Annotated in this window: 15 protein-coding genes and 1 pseudogene; 6 read left to right on the top strand and 10 right to left on the bottom strand. The window is 70.4% G+C overall.

Translation table 11 applies throughout. The annotated features are described in order from the left end of the window. Positions 1 to 143: 143 nt before the first annotated feature. A complete protein-coding gene (locus ACFV57_RS37280) occupies positions 144 to 1010 on the bottom strand; it encodes an NmrA family NAD(P)-binding protein (RefSeq protein ID WP_385241987.1) in 867 nt (288 codons plus the stop codon). A gap of 189 nt (positions 1011 to 1199) precedes the next feature. On the opposite strand from ACFV57_RS37280, the gene ACFV57_RS37285 reads away from it, so the two are divergent. Next, on the top strand, positions 1200 to 1976 hold the full coding sequence (locus ACFV57_RS37285) for a TetR/AcrR family transcriptional regulator (RefSeq protein WP_385241856.1): 777 nt from the start codon (positions 1200 to 1202) through the stop codon (positions 1974 to 1976). Between the two features lie 252 nt (positions 1977 to 2228). Here the strand turns inward: ACFV57_RS37285 and ACFV57_RS37290 are convergent, their stop codons facing one another. Further along, positions 2229 to 2681, bottom strand: a complete 453-nt coding sequence (locus tag ACFV57_RS37290; protein WP_385241859.1) for a GNAT family N-acetyltransferase — start codon at positions 2679 to 2681, stop codon at positions 2229 to 2231. 24 nt (positions 2682 to 2705) lie between these two features. Continuing rightward, entirely contained in the window at positions 2706 to 3194 is a 489-nt protein-coding gene (locus ACFV57_RS37295; protein ID WP_385241990.1) for a MarR family winged helix-turn-helix transcriptional regulator, read from the bottom strand. Between the two features lie 304 nt (positions 3195 to 3498). Between ACFV57_RS37295 and ACFV57_RS37300 the strand changes: the two genes are divergently transcribed. Both ACFV57_RS37300 and ACFV57_RS37305 read left to right on the top strand, forming a co-directional pair. Continuing rightward, positions 3499 to 4785, top strand: a complete 1287-nt coding sequence (locus ACFV57_RS37300; protein WP_385241862.1) for an MFS transporter — start codon at positions 3499 to 3501, stop codon at positions 4783 to 4785. Positions 4786 to 5124: 339 nt separating this feature from the next. After that, positions 5125 to 5553: a heme-binding protein gene (locus ACFV57_RS37305; RefSeq protein ID WP_385241865.1), complete on the top strand. Its 429-nt coding sequence runs from the start codon at positions 5125 to 5127 to the stop codon at positions 5551 to 5553. Here ACFV57_RS37305 and ACFV57_RS37310 read toward each other — a convergent pair. Beyond that, positions 5546 to 6100 carry a DUF2269 domain-containing protein gene (locus ACFV57_RS37310; RefSeq protein WP_385241868.1) on the bottom strand — a complete coding sequence of 185 codons (555 nt, stop codon included), beginning with the start codon at positions 6098 to 6100 and terminating at the stop codon, positions 5546 to 5548. The genes ACFV57_RS37305 and ACFV57_RS37310 overlap by 8 nt on opposite strands. A gap of 214 nt (positions 6101 to 6314) precedes the next feature. Here ACFV57_RS37310 and ACFV57_RS37315 point away from each other — a divergent pair, with 214 nt between their 5' ends. Then, positions 6315 to 6947: an HAD family hydrolase gene (locus ACFV57_RS37315; protein WP_385241871.1), complete on the top strand. Its 633-nt coding sequence runs from the start codon at positions 6315 to 6317 to the stop codon at positions 6945 to 6947. Between the two features lie 115 nt (positions 6948 to 7062). On the opposite strand, the gene ACFV57_RS37320 is transcribed toward ACFV57_RS37315, so the two are convergent. Continuing rightward, positions 7063 to 7977, bottom strand: a complete 915-nt coding sequence (locus tag ACFV57_RS37320) for a hypothetical protein (protein WP_385242000.1) — start codon at positions 7975 to 7977, stop codon at positions 7063 to 7065. Between the two features lie 63 nt (positions 7978 to 8040). Between ACFV57_RS37320 and ACFV57_RS37325 the strand changes: the two genes are divergently transcribed. Together ACFV57_RS37325 and ACFV57_RS37330 are read left to right on the top strand one after the other, a co-directional pair. Next, a complete protein-coding gene (locus ACFV57_RS37325; RefSeq protein WP_385241993.1) occupies positions 8041 to 9969 on the top strand; it encodes a globin domain-containing protein in 1929 nt (642 codons plus the stop codon). A gap of 327 nt (positions 9970 to 10296) precedes the next feature. Next, a pseudogene (locus ACFV57_RS37330) lies at positions 10297 to 10875 on the top strand (pyridoxamine 5'-phosphate oxidase family protein); the annotation flags it as partial. Between the two features lie 1049 nt (positions 10876 to 11924). Here ACFV57_RS37330 and ACFV57_RS37335 read toward each other — a convergent pair. From ACFV57_RS37335 to ACFV57_RS37355, 5 genes are all read right to left on the bottom strand, one after another. After that, positions 11925 to 12404 carry an NUDIX domain-containing protein gene (locus ACFV57_RS37335; RefSeq protein WP_385241874.1) on the bottom strand — a complete coding sequence of 160 codons (480 nt, stop codon included), beginning with the start codon at positions 12402 to 12404 and terminating at the stop codon, positions 11925 to 11927. A 244-nt stretch (positions 12405 to 12648) separates the two neighbouring features. Continuing rightward, entirely contained in the window at positions 12649 to 13545 is an 897-nt protein-coding gene (locus ACFV57_RS37340; protein WP_385241877.1) for a LysR family transcriptional regulator, read from the bottom strand. A 380-nt stretch (positions 13546 to 13925) separates the two neighbouring features. After that, positions 13926 to 15065, bottom strand: coding sequence for a cystathionine gamma-lyase (locus ACFV57_RS37345; protein WP_385241880.1), 1140 nt, complete (start codon positions 15063 to 15065; stop codon positions 13926 to 13928). Between the two features lie 62 nt (positions 15066 to 15127). Further along, entirely contained in the window at positions 15128 to 15826 is a 699-nt protein-coding gene (locus ACFV57_RS37350; protein WP_385241883.1) for a low molecular weight protein-tyrosine-phosphatase, read from the bottom strand. A gap of 94 nt (positions 15827 to 15920) precedes the next feature. Next, complete coding sequence (locus ACFV57_RS37355) at positions 15921 to 16301, bottom strand: phage holin family protein (protein ID WP_385241886.1); 381 nt, start codon at positions 16299 to 16301, stop codon at positions 15921 to 15923. Between the last annotated feature and the right edge of the window lie 28 nt (positions 16302 to 16329).

The raw sequence follows: 16329 nt of genomic DNA on the forward strand, positions 1-16329 counted from the left end.
CACCTGCCCCCGGGCACGCCCCCCCCGCGGCCCGACCCGCCCGACGCCCCGCGGCCCCCCTGCCGGGGGTGCCCTCACACGGCCACCCCCACCCCCAACTGCTGTCTGGCTGAAGCTGTTTCACGTGAAACAGACGTCGTCGGCTACCGGGGGGGGGCCGACGACGAGCGGGGATCGTTTCCCGATCGCTGGTCGAGCAGGCGCTTCAGAAGGGTGGTGCCGCCTTGATGCAGCCAGGCTTCGAAGGTCAGCAGGCCGGGATGGAGTGCGCGTAGGGCGTCGATGTCCACGGCGAAGCTGCGGCGGTCGTTGAGCCATTGGATGCCTTCCGCCGCCTCGGGGCTCAACTCTCGCAGCGTGTCCATCGGGATGCGGACATAGGGCACCGTATGGCCGGTGGCCCGGCTGATGGCGGACGCGTTTTCCACGGGCGTCAGCGCGTCACCTGCCAATTCCAGAGCCTGGCCTGCGAATCGCCCGTGGTTGGCGAACGCCAGGGCGGCCAGGGCGGCAATGTCGTCCAGGGCGATCAGCTGCTGCGGGACCTCAGGGGCGATGGCCGAGGGCAGGGTGCCGTCGCGCAGGCCCCACACCGGATGCGCGTAGTTCTCCATGAAGGACGTGGGGCGTAGCACGGTGGCCGGTATGCCGAGGGTACGGATGTGCGCTTCGATGGCGCCCTTGCTCTCCAACACGCTTACTGATGAATGTAGTTGAGCGCTGTTGGCGGACGTGTAGACGAGTAGCCGCGCGCCGGCTGCGAGGGCCGCGTCCGCGACGCTGCGGCCATGGCGGATCTCCTCCTGTCGGCCGTACTCCGGTGGCAGGCCGGGTGTACCGGGCGCAGGCTGGACGCTGAAGACCCCGTACGGCCCCTCTAGGGCAGCTCCTAACGCGATGGGGTCGGCCATGTCGGCGGCCCGTACGTCCGCTCCGGCGGCTGCCAGGGAACGGGCTGCGGGGCCTGCCGGATTCCGGGTGAGCGCCCGGACGGACCAGCCGCTCGTCAGGCCCGGACGGACCGGCCGTTCGTCAGCAGGTGGCGCGCCACCGCGCCGCCTTGCTGTCCCGTCGCCCCGGTCGCCGCGATGACGCGGTCGTTGTCGATCATGATTTGAGGCTCCCGTAGAATCGGAACGAGTAACCCGTTTGAAAGTACGGAACGCTCTATCCGGAAGTCAACGGTTTCAGGAGGCTCGATGATGGCGAGCGGTGGTCCGGTCCCTGCGCGCGCGGACGCGCGACGCAACAGGGCGCTGGTGCTGCAGGCGGCTCGAACTGCGTTTGAGGAGCAGGGGTTGGGGGTCCCGCTCGGGGAGATCGCGCGGCGTGCCGGAGTCGGTGCGGGGACCGTCTACCGCCATTTCCCGTCCAAAGAAGCCCTGTTCAGGGCGACGATCGCCGATCGGATCGAGCTTTTCACCGACACCGCACGGGACTTGGCACATGCTGCCGACCCCGTCGGAGTCTTCTTTCGCTTCCTCGCCTCGGTGATACGGCTGGCGTCACGGAACAAGGCGTTGTGTGACGCGCTGGAGGCGGTCGGCGAGGGCGGCTTCGAGCCTTCGCCGGAGGTCGAGCGGGACTTCGGTGAAGCCCTTGCCGTGCTGCTGGCGCGGGCCCAAGAGGCGGGCGGCGTAAGGAAGGACGTCGACCTCGACGATGTCCGGGCGTTGCTGGTCGGGTGCCTGTCGATGGAGCAGCGGCGGGCGTCCTCGGGGGTGCCGCAAGGCCGGATGACGGCGCTGATGTGCGACGGATTGCGGGCAGGCAGAGACGTAACGAAACTGCCCCATCAAGCGTCGGCGCGTAACGAAACTCGCTGCGAGGTGTGTGGCGGGCCGGTTCCTCCGGCTCGCACGGGGCGGCCCGCCCGGTACTGCGGTGGGGCGTGCCGGCAGAAGGCGCACCGGGCCAGGGCCCGGGCGGCGCGGGAGCCCGTGCGCGTGCGGGACGGAAGCGGTGAGGGCGACTGAGGGGAGAGGGCGAAGGGCGTAGGGCGGAGGGGTGGGGTGTTATGGGCGTTCAGCGGGCGGCCTGGGCACGGCGGGCGGCCTGGACATCCAGGTGCTGGAACGTCTCGGAGCCCGAACGCTCCGGAGGCCGGACGCCCAGACGCCGGAACGTCTGGGTGTCGGAACGTCTGGGTGCTGGATCGCCTGAGGGCCGGAGCGTCTGAGCTGTTCGCGCGGGCGCGAGGGGGCGGGCGTGGTCAGAAGGCCCGCAGGTCAGAGCTGGAGCTTGAACCCCAGGTGGGACGCCTCGAAACCCAGACGCTCGTAGAAGCGGTGGGCGTCGATGCGCGTCGCGTCGGAGGTGAGCTGCACCAGGCGGCAGCCGAGGGTGCGTGACTCGGCCACCGCCCACTCGATCAGGCGAGTGCCCAGGCCGTTGCCCCGCTCGTCGGCGTGGATGCGTACCGCCTCGATGATCGAACGGCTGCTGCCGCGCCGGGAGAGCCCCGGAACGACCGTGAGCTGAAGCGTTCCCACCGGGCGGGCGTCGCGTACGGCGACGACCAGGTGCTGGTTGGGGTCGGCGGCCAGCAGCTCGTACGCCGCTTGGTACGGGGCCAGATCGTCGGGGGTCTCTCGGGTGGCGCCCAGCTCGTCGTCGGCCAGCATCGCGACGATGGCCGCAATGTCGTCCCCGGTCGCGGGGCGGATCTCGATGTCGCTCATGGGCGGGACCCTACGCACCCCCGCTCAGGCGGGCCGAGCGAGGGTTTCCACCGCGGTTACCAGAGGGGCCAGTTCGGGACGCTTTGCGGCGTCCTGGAGTGCTTCGCGCAGCGCCGCGTCGTGGGTGGGCCGGGCCTCTTCGAGCAACTGGAGGCCTTCGTCGGTGACGTTGGTGTAGATGCCGCGCCGGTCGTCGGGGCACAGATAGCGGGAGAGCAGCCGGCGCTCTTCCAGCCGGGTGACCAGCCGGGTGGTGGCGCTCTGGCTGAGCACGACGGAGTCCGCGACCTGGTGCATCCGCAGGTGGCCGCCCGGGCCGTCGTGCTGCTCGCTGAGCACGTTCAGTACGGAGAACTCCCGGACGCTCAGGTCGTGCCGGCCCTGCAACGCGCGCTCGATGTGCGACTCGATGCGGCCGTGCAGGGCGGAGAGGGCGCACCAGCCCTGGGCGAGGGCCGGGGCGCTTCCGGAGTCGGCCGGGCAGCCCTGGGTGGGCGGGGCCGGGTTCGTGATGTCGGTGCCGGAATCGGCATCGGTGCTGGTGCCGGAAGCCGTGGTGGCGGCCGTTTCGGGGTCCGTGCTCGTGCTCGTGCGCTGGTCCGTTGCCCGCTGCTGACGGTGCCGGCTGCCCTGTCCCGTCCGCTGCTGGTCCTGCCGCGGCGCCTGCCGGGTCTGCTGCGTCATCGAAGGACCTCCTTACAGGTCGTACGAACCAGGATAGGACACAAACGAAATAGCCCGCGCTTGCAAGTAAGTGCGCATGCAATTATTGTCGACGCTTGTTAAAGGTTGATGCAATCGTTCGAAGGGAACCGTCATGCCGCTCGCTCTCCTGGCGCTCACCATCGGCGCCTTCGGGATCGGGATGACCGAGTTCGCGGTGATGGGGCTGCTGCCCGACGTGGCCGCGGGCTTCGGCGTCTCCATCCCCCTGGCCGGGTACGCGACCACCCTCTACGCGCTCGGCGTCGTCGTCGGCGCCCCGCTGATGACCGTCCTCGGCACCCGCATGACCCGTAAGCAGATGCTGGTGCTGCTGATGGGGCTGTTCGTGGTGGGCAACCTGCTCACCGCCGTGGCACCGGTCTTCGCGGTGATGCTGGCCGGGCGGATCGTTTCGTCCTTTGCCCACGGCGCGTTCTTCGGCATCGGGTCGCTGGTGGCTGCCGACCTCGTCGCGCCGCACAAGCGGGCCGGTGCCATCTCGATGATGTTCGCCGGCCTCACCGTCGCCAACGTCGTGGGCGTACCGACCGGAACCCTGCTCGCCCAGCAGATCAACTGGCGCGCCACCTTCGTCGCCATTGCCGCCCTGGGCGTGCTCGGCCTCCTCGGTGTCGCCAAGCTGGTCCCGGCGCAGCGCGTGAAGGCGGCCTCCCCGATCGGCCAGGAGATCGCGGCATTCCGAAACCCCCAGGTCGGGCTGGCGATGCTGATGACCGTCCTCGGGTTCGGCGGCGTCTTCGCGGCCGTCACCTATCTCGCCTCGATGATGACCGAGGTGACCGGGTTCGCGCCGTCGTCCGTCATCTGGCTCACGGCCGTCTTCGGCCTGGGCATGGTGGCCGGCAACCTGGTCTCCGGACGGTTCACCGACCGCCACATGATGCCGATGCTGTACGTGTCACTGGTCGGGCTCGCGCTCTCGCTGGCCGCGTTCAGCTTCGCCGCGCACAACAAGATCGCCGCTACCGTCACCATCGCTCTCATCGGCGCGTTCGGGTTCGCGACCGTACCGCCGCTACAGAAGCGGATCATGGACCAGGCGGCGACCGCGCCCACCCTCGCCTCGGTCGGCAACATCGCGGCCTTCAACTTCGGCAACGCGCTCGCCGCCTGGCTCGGCGGGATCGTCATCGCGGCGGGCCTCGGGCTGACCTCGCCCAACTGGGTCGGCGTGGCGATGACCGTGCTGGCGCTGGGCGTCGCGGTCCTCGCTGGAGCGCTGGAGCGCAAGAACGGCCGGAGGGGCGGGGGAGGCCGAGGTCGCGATGGTCGGATCGTTGCGGCTGGGGCTGGGGCTGGGGCTGGGGCTGGGGCTGGGGCCGGCGGGGCTGGGGTCGGCGGGGCTGGAGTGGGGTCCGGGGCCGGGGCCGTGGGGTGAAGTTGGCCGGGGGGTGTGGGGCTGTACGCGGGTGAGGTGGGTGGGGCGTCTGGTTCCGATCCGGGGCGTCGCCCCTCCGCTCCCGTAGTTGATCCGGGACCGCATCCGGTCAAGAGCCGCGACCTTCCCGCCCTGCGCCCGGATCAATGGCCACCGCTCGCCGCTCACCGGTCATCTCTCGCCGTTCATGGCTCACCAACCACCAACCACCAACCACCGACCGCATACAGACCCCGCCCGCGCAGAGCCGGGCGCCACCCGTGACACCACACACCCGTGACACCGCACACCCGTAACACCCACATACCCGAAACACCCATACACACAGGAGCACCACACATGACCACCACCCCCTCGGTCCGCCCCCTCACCACCCACGACGCGGACGCGCTCATCGACGCCGCCCGCACCGCCGCAGTCGGCCTCGGAGTCCTGGGCAGCGTCACCGTCCTGGACGCGGGAGGCCACCTGCTCGGCTTCCGGCGCGAGGACGCCGCCGTACTGATCTCGGGGGAGACCAGCACCCGCAAGGCGTACACCGCTCTGCAACTGGACGCGCCGACCGCCGATCTCGCCGACGCCGTACGGCCCGACGGCCTCTTCCACACCCTGCCCACCGCGCTCGACCGGCCGCTGCTGTTCATCGCGGGCGGCGTGCCGGTCCACCGCGACGGCCAGCTGATCGGGGCGATCGGCGTCGGCGGCGGGGCCCCGGAGCAGGACGACCGCATTGCCCGTACCGCCATCGAAGCCGCGGGCCTCAACTGACGACGTCACTCGGGCGCTTACGTGCCCGCGCCTGTTCGCGGACCCCGGCCGACTGCGCGGCGCGCAGTCGGCTGCCGCGTTTGGTCGGGCCCCAGGGCTTGAGTACGGAAATGGCGGTCACGAAGAGGTACGTGGCTGTGGCCACGGATGGGGCGGAGACCATGCTCAGCCCCGTGTCGGGTGTGCCGGCCACGGCATCGGCGGCGAGTTGGTCGATGCCCGGGCGCAGCGAGAAGGCCGTCAGCAGCACGGTCGTCACGGTCAACCAGAACTTGACGACGACCCAGCGGTGACGGGCCAGGCCCCAGGGCGTACCGAAAGACAGCACCAGCCCGCTGACCAGCGACGACAGCGCCACCGGGATGAGCAGCCAGTCGCTGAAGATCTTCATGGCGCGGTAGGCGGCCACCGTGGTGTCCGGCGATTTCGAGGTGTACCCGGCGACGCTGAGGGTGAGCAGACCGAGCGTGAGTCCGAGCCAGCCGACGGAAACCGCGACATGGACGACGAGGAAGGCCCGTCGCGCGGGCCGGCTGAGCTGCTTCATGAGATCCACGGTCGCGCCCGGTGGGCCGCGGGGCATCTGACGGCGGGAGTATTCGGTCGTACGCGCGCCTGAGTAGCGGCGGTGGCGGCGCTGGCGGTGGCAGTGGTAGCGCTGGCGGCGGTGCGGGACGGAGCCGACGCGGCGCACGGGAACTGGCGAGTGATCGGTGCGACACATGGGACGTGGGCGGTCGTCTCGTCCTACGCTCCCAGGTATGGGGAAGCTACATCTTTTCGACATGGACGGAACGCTGCTCTACGGTTCGGCCGCGGCCGTCGAGATATCCCGGCAGCTCGGGCTGGACCGGGAGATCGCGGAGCTGGAGCGGGCCTTCAGTGCCGGTGAAGTCACGCCGCCGCGCTTCGCGGAGTTGGCGTGCGCGCTGTGGGCCGGGCTGACCGAGGAACTGGTGACGGCGGCCTTCGACGGCGCGCCGTGGCTGGCCGGCATCCGGGAGGTGTGGGCCGACATCCGGAGGCGGGGGGAGCGGTGCGCGGTGATCTCGTTGTCACCGGGCTTCTTCGTGGAGCGGCTCTCGGGCTGGGGAGCGGATGCCGCGCGCGGCTCGCGCTGGCCCGCGTTGCCTTTCCGGGAACCGGTGGAACCGGACGGCATACTTTCCGCGTCTGCAAAGGTGAGGATTGCGGATGAACTGTGCGCCGAGTTCGGGCTGAGCCGGTCCGACTGCGTGGCGTACGGCGATTCCATGTCCGACACTGCCCTGTTCGCGGCCGTTCCCGCATCCGTGGCGGTGAATGCGGACCACCATGTCAGTGGCCTGGCCTCATATGTGTACGAGGGCCGTGACCTGCGCGAGGCGTACGAACTCGTACGGGCCGACGGGTAATTCCCTGCTGCCTTCGGCCGTTTCGTGCTTCATGCCCGATGAATTGTGTTCTGTGGGAAGGATCACGGAAATGGCGGAACCCGGAGGAAGCGTTCTCAGTTCGGGGGTTGTGGATTCAAGTACTGCGGGTATGGTCTAGTCCGGTCGAGGCGGGATGAGTGCTTCCGCGACTGGGACCGTATGGCGGAGCGGTGCGTGAAGTCCGCCAGCCTAGTGGCAACACGGCCTGTGGCGCCCGGATTTCCAGCTGTTCGACCGGGGTGCCGGGGTCGGGTGGCACGCTGCGGAGACGGGATCCGCGTGCCGTGCCGGAGGAACGTGAGATGTGTCCGCTTTGGAGGGTGTTGCCGGGATAGCGCTGATCGATTAAGAATTCCGAAGCGGTGCGGGGGAATTCCGGGCACATTCCGAACTGCGGAAGTGCGTAGACGATCGAAAGACGTTCGAGGCGAGGCAGACCATGGACGCTCCGACCACCACGACAGCCGATAACGGCTCTTCTGGCGGCAGCAGTGGCGATTGGGGATGGTTCACTCCGTCGAAGAAGTCCAGCGAAGATCATCAAGAGCCCGCGGCTGACCGGAACGACGAGAGCGGCAACGGGAGCCGTGCCGAGCGCGGCCGGGACGGTGCTCAAGGGAGCGAGCCGGGCGGCAGCCGGGGAAACAGCCAAGACGGCCAAGGCGGCCGTGGCGAGTGGGAACGGGTAAATGCCCGCGATGGCCACGATGGCGGCGCTGTTCTCGGTGGCCGTATCGATTCCGAAGGCCGTCGCCCCGATTCCGGTACCCACGCCCGACACGCATCCGGTGGCCACGACGAGTGGAACCCGCGCGGCGACTACGGACAGCAGCCGGACGACGGTCAGTGGTCCGGCGCAGGACAGCGATCCGATGACGGTCAGCGGTCCGATGACGGTCAGCGGTCCGACGACGGCGCTCCGGGCAGCCGCACACAGGGGCGCTACGCGCAGGGCGGCCACGCCGAAGACATCCACGTCATGCGGGATGACGTCCAGCATGGCGGGCACGAACGATACGGTCGGTACGACGGATACGACCGGGAACGGATACCCAGTCGGCCGGTCAGCTCCATAAGGCCCGTAGGCACGGCGGCGGAACGCGAGCGGGCACCGGAGCGCGGCGGCGGGGGCTGGTCCGAGCGTGGCCATGCGCCCGAGAGCGATCCGGGGGCTGGGCACGGGCGCAGGCGCGGTCCCGAGCGTGACCATGTGTCCGCGGGTGACCATGCGTTTGAGCGTGCTCATGAGGCTGAGCGAGCCGCTGAGGCTGAGCGTGACCGTGCGTCGGAGCGTGAGCAGGAGCGGGCGTCCGAGCGCGCCTATGGCTCTGAGGACGCCCATGGCTCTGAGGGCGCCCATGGGGCTGAGCGCGCCTATGGCTCTGAGGACGCCTATGGGGCTGAGCGCGCCCGCGGGGCCGGCTTCCCTTCCCCCCTCCCCCTTGCCCACCCGCCCACCTCCACCTCCACCTCCGTCGCCAACGCCACCCCCGCCGCCAACGCCACGTCCGGCGCGGCGCCGACAACTCCGGTCGCGCCGCCCGCAAGTGGCGCTACCGCACCCAACACACCCGCCTCGGCGAACGCCGCCACCGGCGCACCGGCACCCACGGCCACCGCCTCGGCCAGTGCGGTCACCGGCCCGGAGGCAACGACCACTGCCTCAGCGAGCGCGACCACCGCCCCGACCCGCTCGGCCACCAGCGCCGAGGCTGTGTCCGCCACCTCGGGGCGCTCAGCGACCGGCGCCGAAACTCTGTCCCCGGTCTCGGCGCGCTCTGCCACCACCCCGGGAACTGCGGCGGTTGCCTCAACCCCCCCGGCTGGGGGCGCAGCCGTTGGTGGTCAGGCTTCCGGTGGCGCCTCTCCCGATGCGATCCTGATCCGGCGGACCCTGGACGAGATCGAGCCCGTGGCGGACAAGGTCACCTCGTACTTCTACGCGCTGCTGTTCGTGCACCACCCCGACCTGCGCGCGCTCTTTCCCGCCGCTATGGACGCCCAGCGCGACCGGTTGTTCAAGGCGTTGCTCACCTCCGTCAAGAACGTCGACGACACGGACTACCTCACCGAGTACCTCTCCCACCTCGGGCGCGGGCACCGTAAGTACGGCACTCTGCCCGAGCACTACCCCGCCGTCGGAGAGAGCCTGTTGGCCGCTCTCGCCCGCTACGCCCCCGGCACCTGGCACCCGGAGGCCGAAGCCGCCTGGGTACGGGCGTACACCAGGATTTCGCAGCTCATGATCGACGCCGCTGCCGAGGACGAGGCGGTGGCCCCCGCCTGGTGGCAGGCCGAGGTCGTCTCGCACGAGCTGCGCACGCCGGACATCGCTGTCGTCACCGTCCGGCCCGACCAGCCGTACCCCTTCCTGGCCGGGCAGTACACCAGCGTGGAAACCCCCTGGTGGCCGCGCGTGTGGCGGCACTACTCCTTTGCCGCGGCGCCCCGCTCCGACGGCCTGCTCTCCTTCCATGTGAAAGCCGTACCGGCCGGCTGGGTGTCCAACGCCATGGTCCATCGAGCCCGCCCCGGCGATGTCATCCGGCTCGGCCCCCCATCCGGTTCCATGACCGTAGACCACACCACTGACAACGGCCTGCTGTGCCTGGGCGGCGGTACCGGTATCGCGCCGATCAAGGCCCTGATCGAGGACGTCGCCGAGCGTGGCCACCGGCGCCCGATGGAGGTCTTCTACGGCGCCCGCAGCGACCACGACCTCTACGACCTCGACACCATGCTGCGGCTCGAACAGAGCCTCCCGTGGCTTTCCGTACGCCCGGTCGTCGCCTCCGGACGGCCCGGCGGGCAGGCCAACGGCCTCAGCGGTCAACTCCCGGACGCCGTGCGCCAGTATGGCCCTTGGTGGGAGTATGACGCCTACTTGTCCGGGCCGCCCGGAATGATCCGCAACGGCGTGGACGCATTGGTGGGGGTCGGTATTCCCTCCGACCGCATACGGCACGACTCCGTGGAAGAGCTGGTCGCGGCGGGAGGCTGAGCATTGACAACACATGGTGATCACGGCAGTAGTGCGGCACATGGTGGAGTCGGTTTGACGGCATATGGGGATCTCGGCGCGACCGGTGGCACTGATACACGCGGTAGTGCTGATGCATCCGGTAGTGCTGGTCTGTCCGGTGGTTCGGATGTGACCAATGGTCTGAGTACGTCTGGTGGCTCAGGTGGTGGTTCTGGTGCGTCCGGTGGGTCTGGGGCGTACGGGGAGTCGGCTGCGTACGGGTTGGCTGGGCCAGGTGTGGACGTCGAGGCCGAGGGCGCGCCCGACGGGCGGGTGGAGCGGCCGGGGAGTGACGGCGAGCACCTGGTGCAGCAGCGGCTGGGTACGACCGAGCGCGCCGACCGTTTCTACGACGACCAGGTGCTGGACCATCTCAACGAGCGGATGCGGGAGTTCGTCGGCCGTCAGGAGATGTTCTTCCTGGCCACGGCCGACCGGCACGGCGAGTGCGACTCCACGTTCCGGGCCGGGCCGCCCGGGTTCATCCAGGTACTGGACGAGCGCACGATCGCGTACCCCGAATACCGGGGCAACGGGGTCATGGCGTCCGTCGGCAACCTCTCCGAGAACCCGCATCTCGGCATTCTGATGATCGACTTCACGCGGGACCGCATCGGCCTGCACGTCAACGGCCGTGCCCGGGTGGTCATGGACGACGAGATGCGGGGGCGGCACCCACACCTGCCCGTCGATCCGGTGCCCGGCCGACGCGCCCAGCTGTGGGTGGAGGTCGAGGTTGAGGAAACGTATATCCACTGCTCCAAGCACATTCCGCATCTGCAGAAGGTGCCCCGGCAGGCGAGCGGATCGCGCGCCTGGGGCACGGACGACGCCAAGCGGAAGGGTGGCGACTTCTTCGGCGCCGCGGTGGAGGCCGCAGCTCGTAAGGAGGCTGATGTCCGGCGGGAGGTCGGCGTCCGGCGGGAGGCCGGTGACGGTCGGCAGGCCGAGGACGGCCTTCGGAAGGCCGGCACACGTCGGGAGGCTGTGGCCGGGCGGAGGAACGCGTCGGGCAGGGGGGCCGTGACCTCCTCGGGGACGGATTCTTCGCCGGTGGCCGGGTCGCGCTCAGAGGTTGCCTCGCACTCAGAAGTTGCCTTGCGCTCAGAGGATGCCTCGCGCTCTGAGGTCGTCTGTCGGGCTGAGGTTGGCTCAGGCCCTGCGGTCGGGGAGCGTTCCGAGCCGGACTCTCGGGCTGAGGCCGGCACCCGGCCCGAGACCGACAGCCGTACGAGGGTGGCCCCCCGCGCCGGGACCGACAGCCGTACGGGGGCGGCCCCTCGTTCCGGGAACGACAGCCGTACGGGGACGGTCCCCCGCGTCGGGAGCGACAGCCGTGCCGGGGCAGATCGGGAGCCGGGCTCGCGTCCGGAACCGCGGCCCCGCCTGGAGCCCGTACCGCGTCCGCAAGTCGGCCCGCGTCCAGTCGTGCCTGTGGCGCGCTCGGAAGCCGGCTCGTGCCCGCCGGTCCCCGTGGCGCGGCCGGAAGCCGGCTCGTGCCCGCCGGTCCCCGTGGCGCGGCCGGAAGCCGGCGGCCTTCAGGAGGCGGTTTCACGGCCACGTAGCCGGGAGGTGCGGGAGGAAGTGGAGCGGGAGGTCGAGCGGGTGCTCGCACGGGCGCAGTCGCGGGCCTCGGCGGGCACCGAAGCGGGCGATTTCCGGGGCTGGTTCGGGTAGGGCGCGGCCGGGGCGTGGCCAGCCGGGGAGTAACCGGCGGGCTTGTCGCCGACGCAGCCCGCCGAGCCGTGCGGTGCCGCCGAGCCGGGCAGCGCCGTCAAGCCGCGTAGTGCGGTAGGCCGTGCGGTGCCGCCAAGTCGGGCAGTGCGGATGAGCCGGGCAGCGCCGCCGTGCCCCCGGTCAGCGCCGCTGAAGCAGGCGCTGCCGCTGGGCCTCGCGCCGCAGCCGCTCAGCCGGGCTCCGTCGGTGCCCCCACGTCACCCCAGGTCAGGCGCGTGCATGGCCCGTACGCCCTCGATGTTGCCGTCGAGGTAGTGGCGCAGGGACAGCGGGACGACCTCGGCCATGGCGATGCCCACCCGAGTGAACGGCACCCGGACGATCTCGTACTGGCCGCAGGGCTCCTCCACCTCCGGCCCGTGCCGTAGCGAGGGGTCCATCGACTCCAGACGGCAGACGAAGAAGTGCTGCACCTTCACCCCGTCCACCCCGCCGTCGCTGATGTGCTCGACGGTGTCCACGAAGACCGGAACCACGTCGGTGATCTTGGCACCCAGTTCCTCGTGCAGTTCCCGGTGGAGGGCGTCCACGACCGTGGCGTCCTCCGGCTCCACGCCGCCGCCGGGAGTGATCCAGTACGGGGCCCGGCCCGGCTTGGTTCGCTTGATCAGAACGATGTCCGCACCGTCGAGCAGGATCGCGCGAGCGGTACGTTTCACGACTGGCCGTACGGTCATACGGGACAGATGCCGCAGCAAGGGCTCCGCGAAACCACCGTCCCACCAGCCCGTCGAGACGCGCCCCGGGCGGACCGGAACCGGGCCCCGGACCGAACTCCCGGCCCGGACCACAAGCCGGACCCTCGGATTCCGCCCCCGCCCCGCCCCCTGCACGCTCCACGCCGCCTTCACCTCACCGCTCCCCTCCACCGCCTCTCACCGCTCCCCTCCACCCCCGCTCACCGCTGCACCCGCCCACCCCTCACCAATCCACAGCCGCCCGCAGCAACCACTCATGCGTCCGTGCGATGTGCGGCAGCGACAGCGTCCCGGCCCGTGTGACCAGGAAGTACGTACGCAGGGGCGGTACCGGCGGGTCGAGCAGGGCAACGGCCTCGCCGCTGTCCAGTGCCTCGGTACACAGGTAGCGGGGCAGCACCGCCAGGCCGGCGCCCGCCGTCACGCACGCCAGCACCGCCCGTAAGTCCGAGGCGATGACGGCGGCCGAGGCCGTGGGCGGGGTCTCGAAGACCGCGGTCCAGTAGCGGGAGATCAGCGGCAGGCTTTCATGCACCTCGACGAGCGGTACGGGGGCGAGCGCGCGCACGCCCCTCGCCTGGACGACCGCGGGGCCGCCGAGCCGGGCCGCCCACCGCGGCGCGGCTATCAGTACGTGCTCCTCGTCGCACAGCGGCGTAGCGGTGAGCAGGGCGCCGCGCGGCCGGGTGGTGGTGATCGCGAGGTCGTGGTGGCCGTCGGCGAGGCCGGCGAGCAGTTCTTCCGCGGGGCCGAAGGAGGTCCGCAGACAGAGGCCCTGATCGATGAGCGGGGCCAGGGCCGGTAACACGCGCTGCGAGGTGAACTCCGGCGGGCCCGCGAGGTGCAGGGTGCGGATGGTGGACTCCTGGTCGAGTCCGGCTTCGGTGATCTCGGTGAGCGCGTCCAGGTGGGGGGCCACCTTGTGCGCGAGTTCGTCGCCGACGGTGGTGGGGGTGACGCCGCGGGCCTTGCGGAGGAAGAGCGGGCGCCCCAACTGCCGCTCCAGGCTGCGTATCTGGCTGGTCACGGCGGGCTGGGAGAGGCCCAGCAGAGCGGCGGCGCGGGTGAAGGAACCCGCTCGGTGCACCGTGACGAACGTGCGTAATAAAGCGAGGTCCATCCGTACCTCCCTCCGTTCCCGCAAAGTCGGCGACCGCCCAACTATAAATTTGTCGATAGGGCTGTGTCGCCAGCGTGATTGGACACTGACGCTGAGTCAACTAGCCTTGTCTGCGCGGTTCGTGGTGCTGCGAACCGGGGCTGGCAGGGTGCCGAGGGGGGATACCCTGCCAGCCTGCTTTGCGTAGCGGCATCGGTACGGGCTGATGTGCCCTGGTATGGGGCGATACGTAACGACGTGGGTGGATTGGCCCGGTACGGGTGCCGGAAGCTACTGGACGAACCAATCGGTAGCGGTATCGGCTACGACAGCCGCCCTCGCCGCACCCCCACCCTCATCCGCGCCGCTCACGTCCGTCCGCCCGAGCCCGTCGCCCCCGGCTACGCCCCGCCCGTTGCTTCCAGCGCGGCGTCGAGCGCCCCCAGCACGTCCGTGATCAGGTCCGCCGGCTCCTCCACGCCGACCGAGAAGCGGATGAAACCTTCCGGCACCGCGTCGCCGCCCCACCGTCCGCGCCGCTCGGCGGTCGACCGTACGCCGCCGAAGCTGGTCGCGTCGTCCACGAGCGTCAGCGCCTCCAGGAAGCGTTCCGCGTGCTCGCGGCCGGGCAGCGTGAAGGAGACCACGGAGCCGAAGCGGCCCTCGCGCATCTGCCGTACGGCGACCTCGTGCGCGGGATCGGACGGCAGTCCGGGGTGCCGCAGGCCCGTCACCTCGGGCCGCGTACGCAGCGCCTCCGCGAGTGCGAGTGCCCCGGCCGACTGCTGGCGCACGCGCAGCGCGAGCGTCGCGAGCGACCGGTGGGCCAGCCACGCCTCCATCGGGCCGGGAATCGCGCCGACGGTCTTGCGCCACAACCGCACGGAGTCGGCGAGCGCCGCGTCGCGGGTCGTGACGTAACCGAGGAGTACGTCACCGTGGCCGGTCAGCGCCTTGGTGCCGCTGGCCACCGAGAGGTCGGCGCCGAGGTCGAGGGGGCGCTGTCCGAGCGGCGTGGCCAAGGTGTTGTCGACGGCGACCAAGGCGCCACGCGCGTGTGCGGCGTCGGCGAGCCGCCGGATGTCGCAGACGTCCAGGCCGGGGTTGGAGGGCGTCTCGATCCACAGCAGCCGGGCGCCGTCCAGCACGTCGAGCTGCGCGTCGTCGGCGGTGGGGGCCGTACGGACCTCGATGCCGTAGCCCTCCAGGCGCTCGCGTACGGCGGGCAGCAACTGGTAGCCGTCGCTCGGCAGCACGACCGCGTCGCCGCTGCGCAGGCAGGAGAAGAGGACGGCCGAGATGGCGGCCATCCCGGAGGCGAAGGTCACGGTCTGTGCGGGCGCGTCCGGGGACTCCAGCTCGCCGATGGCCGCTTCGAGCCGGGTCCAGGTGGGGTTGGAATCACGGCCGTACGTGTACGGGCCGGTGGGGTCGCCGGGCAGGTGGTAGTGCGCGGCGAAGGCCGGGCCGGGCAGGGACGGTTCGTACGCCTCGGCCGCCGGGAGACCCGCCCGTACGGCCCGTGTGCTGTCACCTGTCATGCGGGTTTCTCCTCGGTGGGTGCGGGTGGGGGCCGTGGTGTGGTGCGGATCGTGGCTTCGCTTTACGACAGGCTCTCCGTGACGGACCCGGCTGTTGCCCCGGACCCGGCTGTTGTCCCGGCCTCGGCTGCGGTTCCGGCCCCGACTGTGGCGGATGCCAACGCCCCGTTCAAGGCCTTATCGGCAGAGGTGCCCTCCCCTTCGAGGGCGGTCCGTACGGCCGCGAGCAGTCCCTCGCTCGCGGCTTCGACCATCTCCAGGCACTCCTCGAACCCTGCCATGCCGCCGTAATAGGGGTCGGGGACGTCCAGATCGTGGGCGCGCGCCTCGTGGGAAGCACCGCCGGCGGACAGGGCCGCGTCGTACGAGCGCAGCAGCCGCACCTTGTCGGCGTCCTGTGCGGAGGGTGCCAGCCGCCGTAGCGCGCGCACGTGCCCGTCGTCCAGCGCGATCACCAGGTCCAGCGCGCCGAACCACTCGGCCCGGAACTGCCGGGCGGTGTGGTCCTCCTCGTAACCGGCGGCACGGAGGACGGCGACGGTCCGGGGATCGGCCCCGTCGCCTTCGTGCCAGCCACCCGTACCGGCGCTGTCCACCGCGACCAGGGCGTCGAGTCCGGCCTCCTCGACCCGGGCGCGGAAGACGACCTCGGCCATCGGCGAGCGGCAGATGTTGCCGGTGCAAACGAAACAGACGCGGTACGGGCCGGCCGTGCGCGGGTGGGGCGGGTTCGGGTTCGGAATCGGGCTCGGGGTCGTCATTCGGTCCGCTGTCGGTGTCGAGGTCACTGTTGTTGTTGCTGTTTGTGCCGGTGCCGGCATGGGCGTGGGAACGGGAGCCGGCATCGGCATCGGATCAGTCCCTCTCGTCGGGCAGCACCATGTGCATCGCCCAGGAGACGATCGAAATGATCACGCCGCCCAGTACAGCCGTCCAGAACCCCTCCACGTGGAAGGCAAGCTGGAGTTTGTCCGCCAGCCACGAGGTGAGCAGCAGCATCAGCGCGTTGATGACCAGCGTGATGAGGCCGAGCGTGAGGATGAAGAGTGGCAAGGACAGCAGCTTCACCACGGGTTTGACGACGAAGTTCACCACGCCGAAGAGCAGCGCGACCAGCAGCAGTGTCAGTGCCTTGCGGCCGGTGTTCTCACCGGTCAGCGTGATGTCCTTCAGCAGCCAGATGGCCACGGCAAGCGCCGCGGCATTGGCGATCGTCTTGACCACGAAATTCTTCATGGTGAGATCGTCGCAGACGACACGGACA

It is taken from the genome of Streptomyces sp. NPDC059788 (assembly GCF_042732265.1).
Taxonomy (GTDB): Bacteria; Actinomycetota; Actinomycetes; order Streptomycetales; family Streptomycetaceae; genus Streptomyces.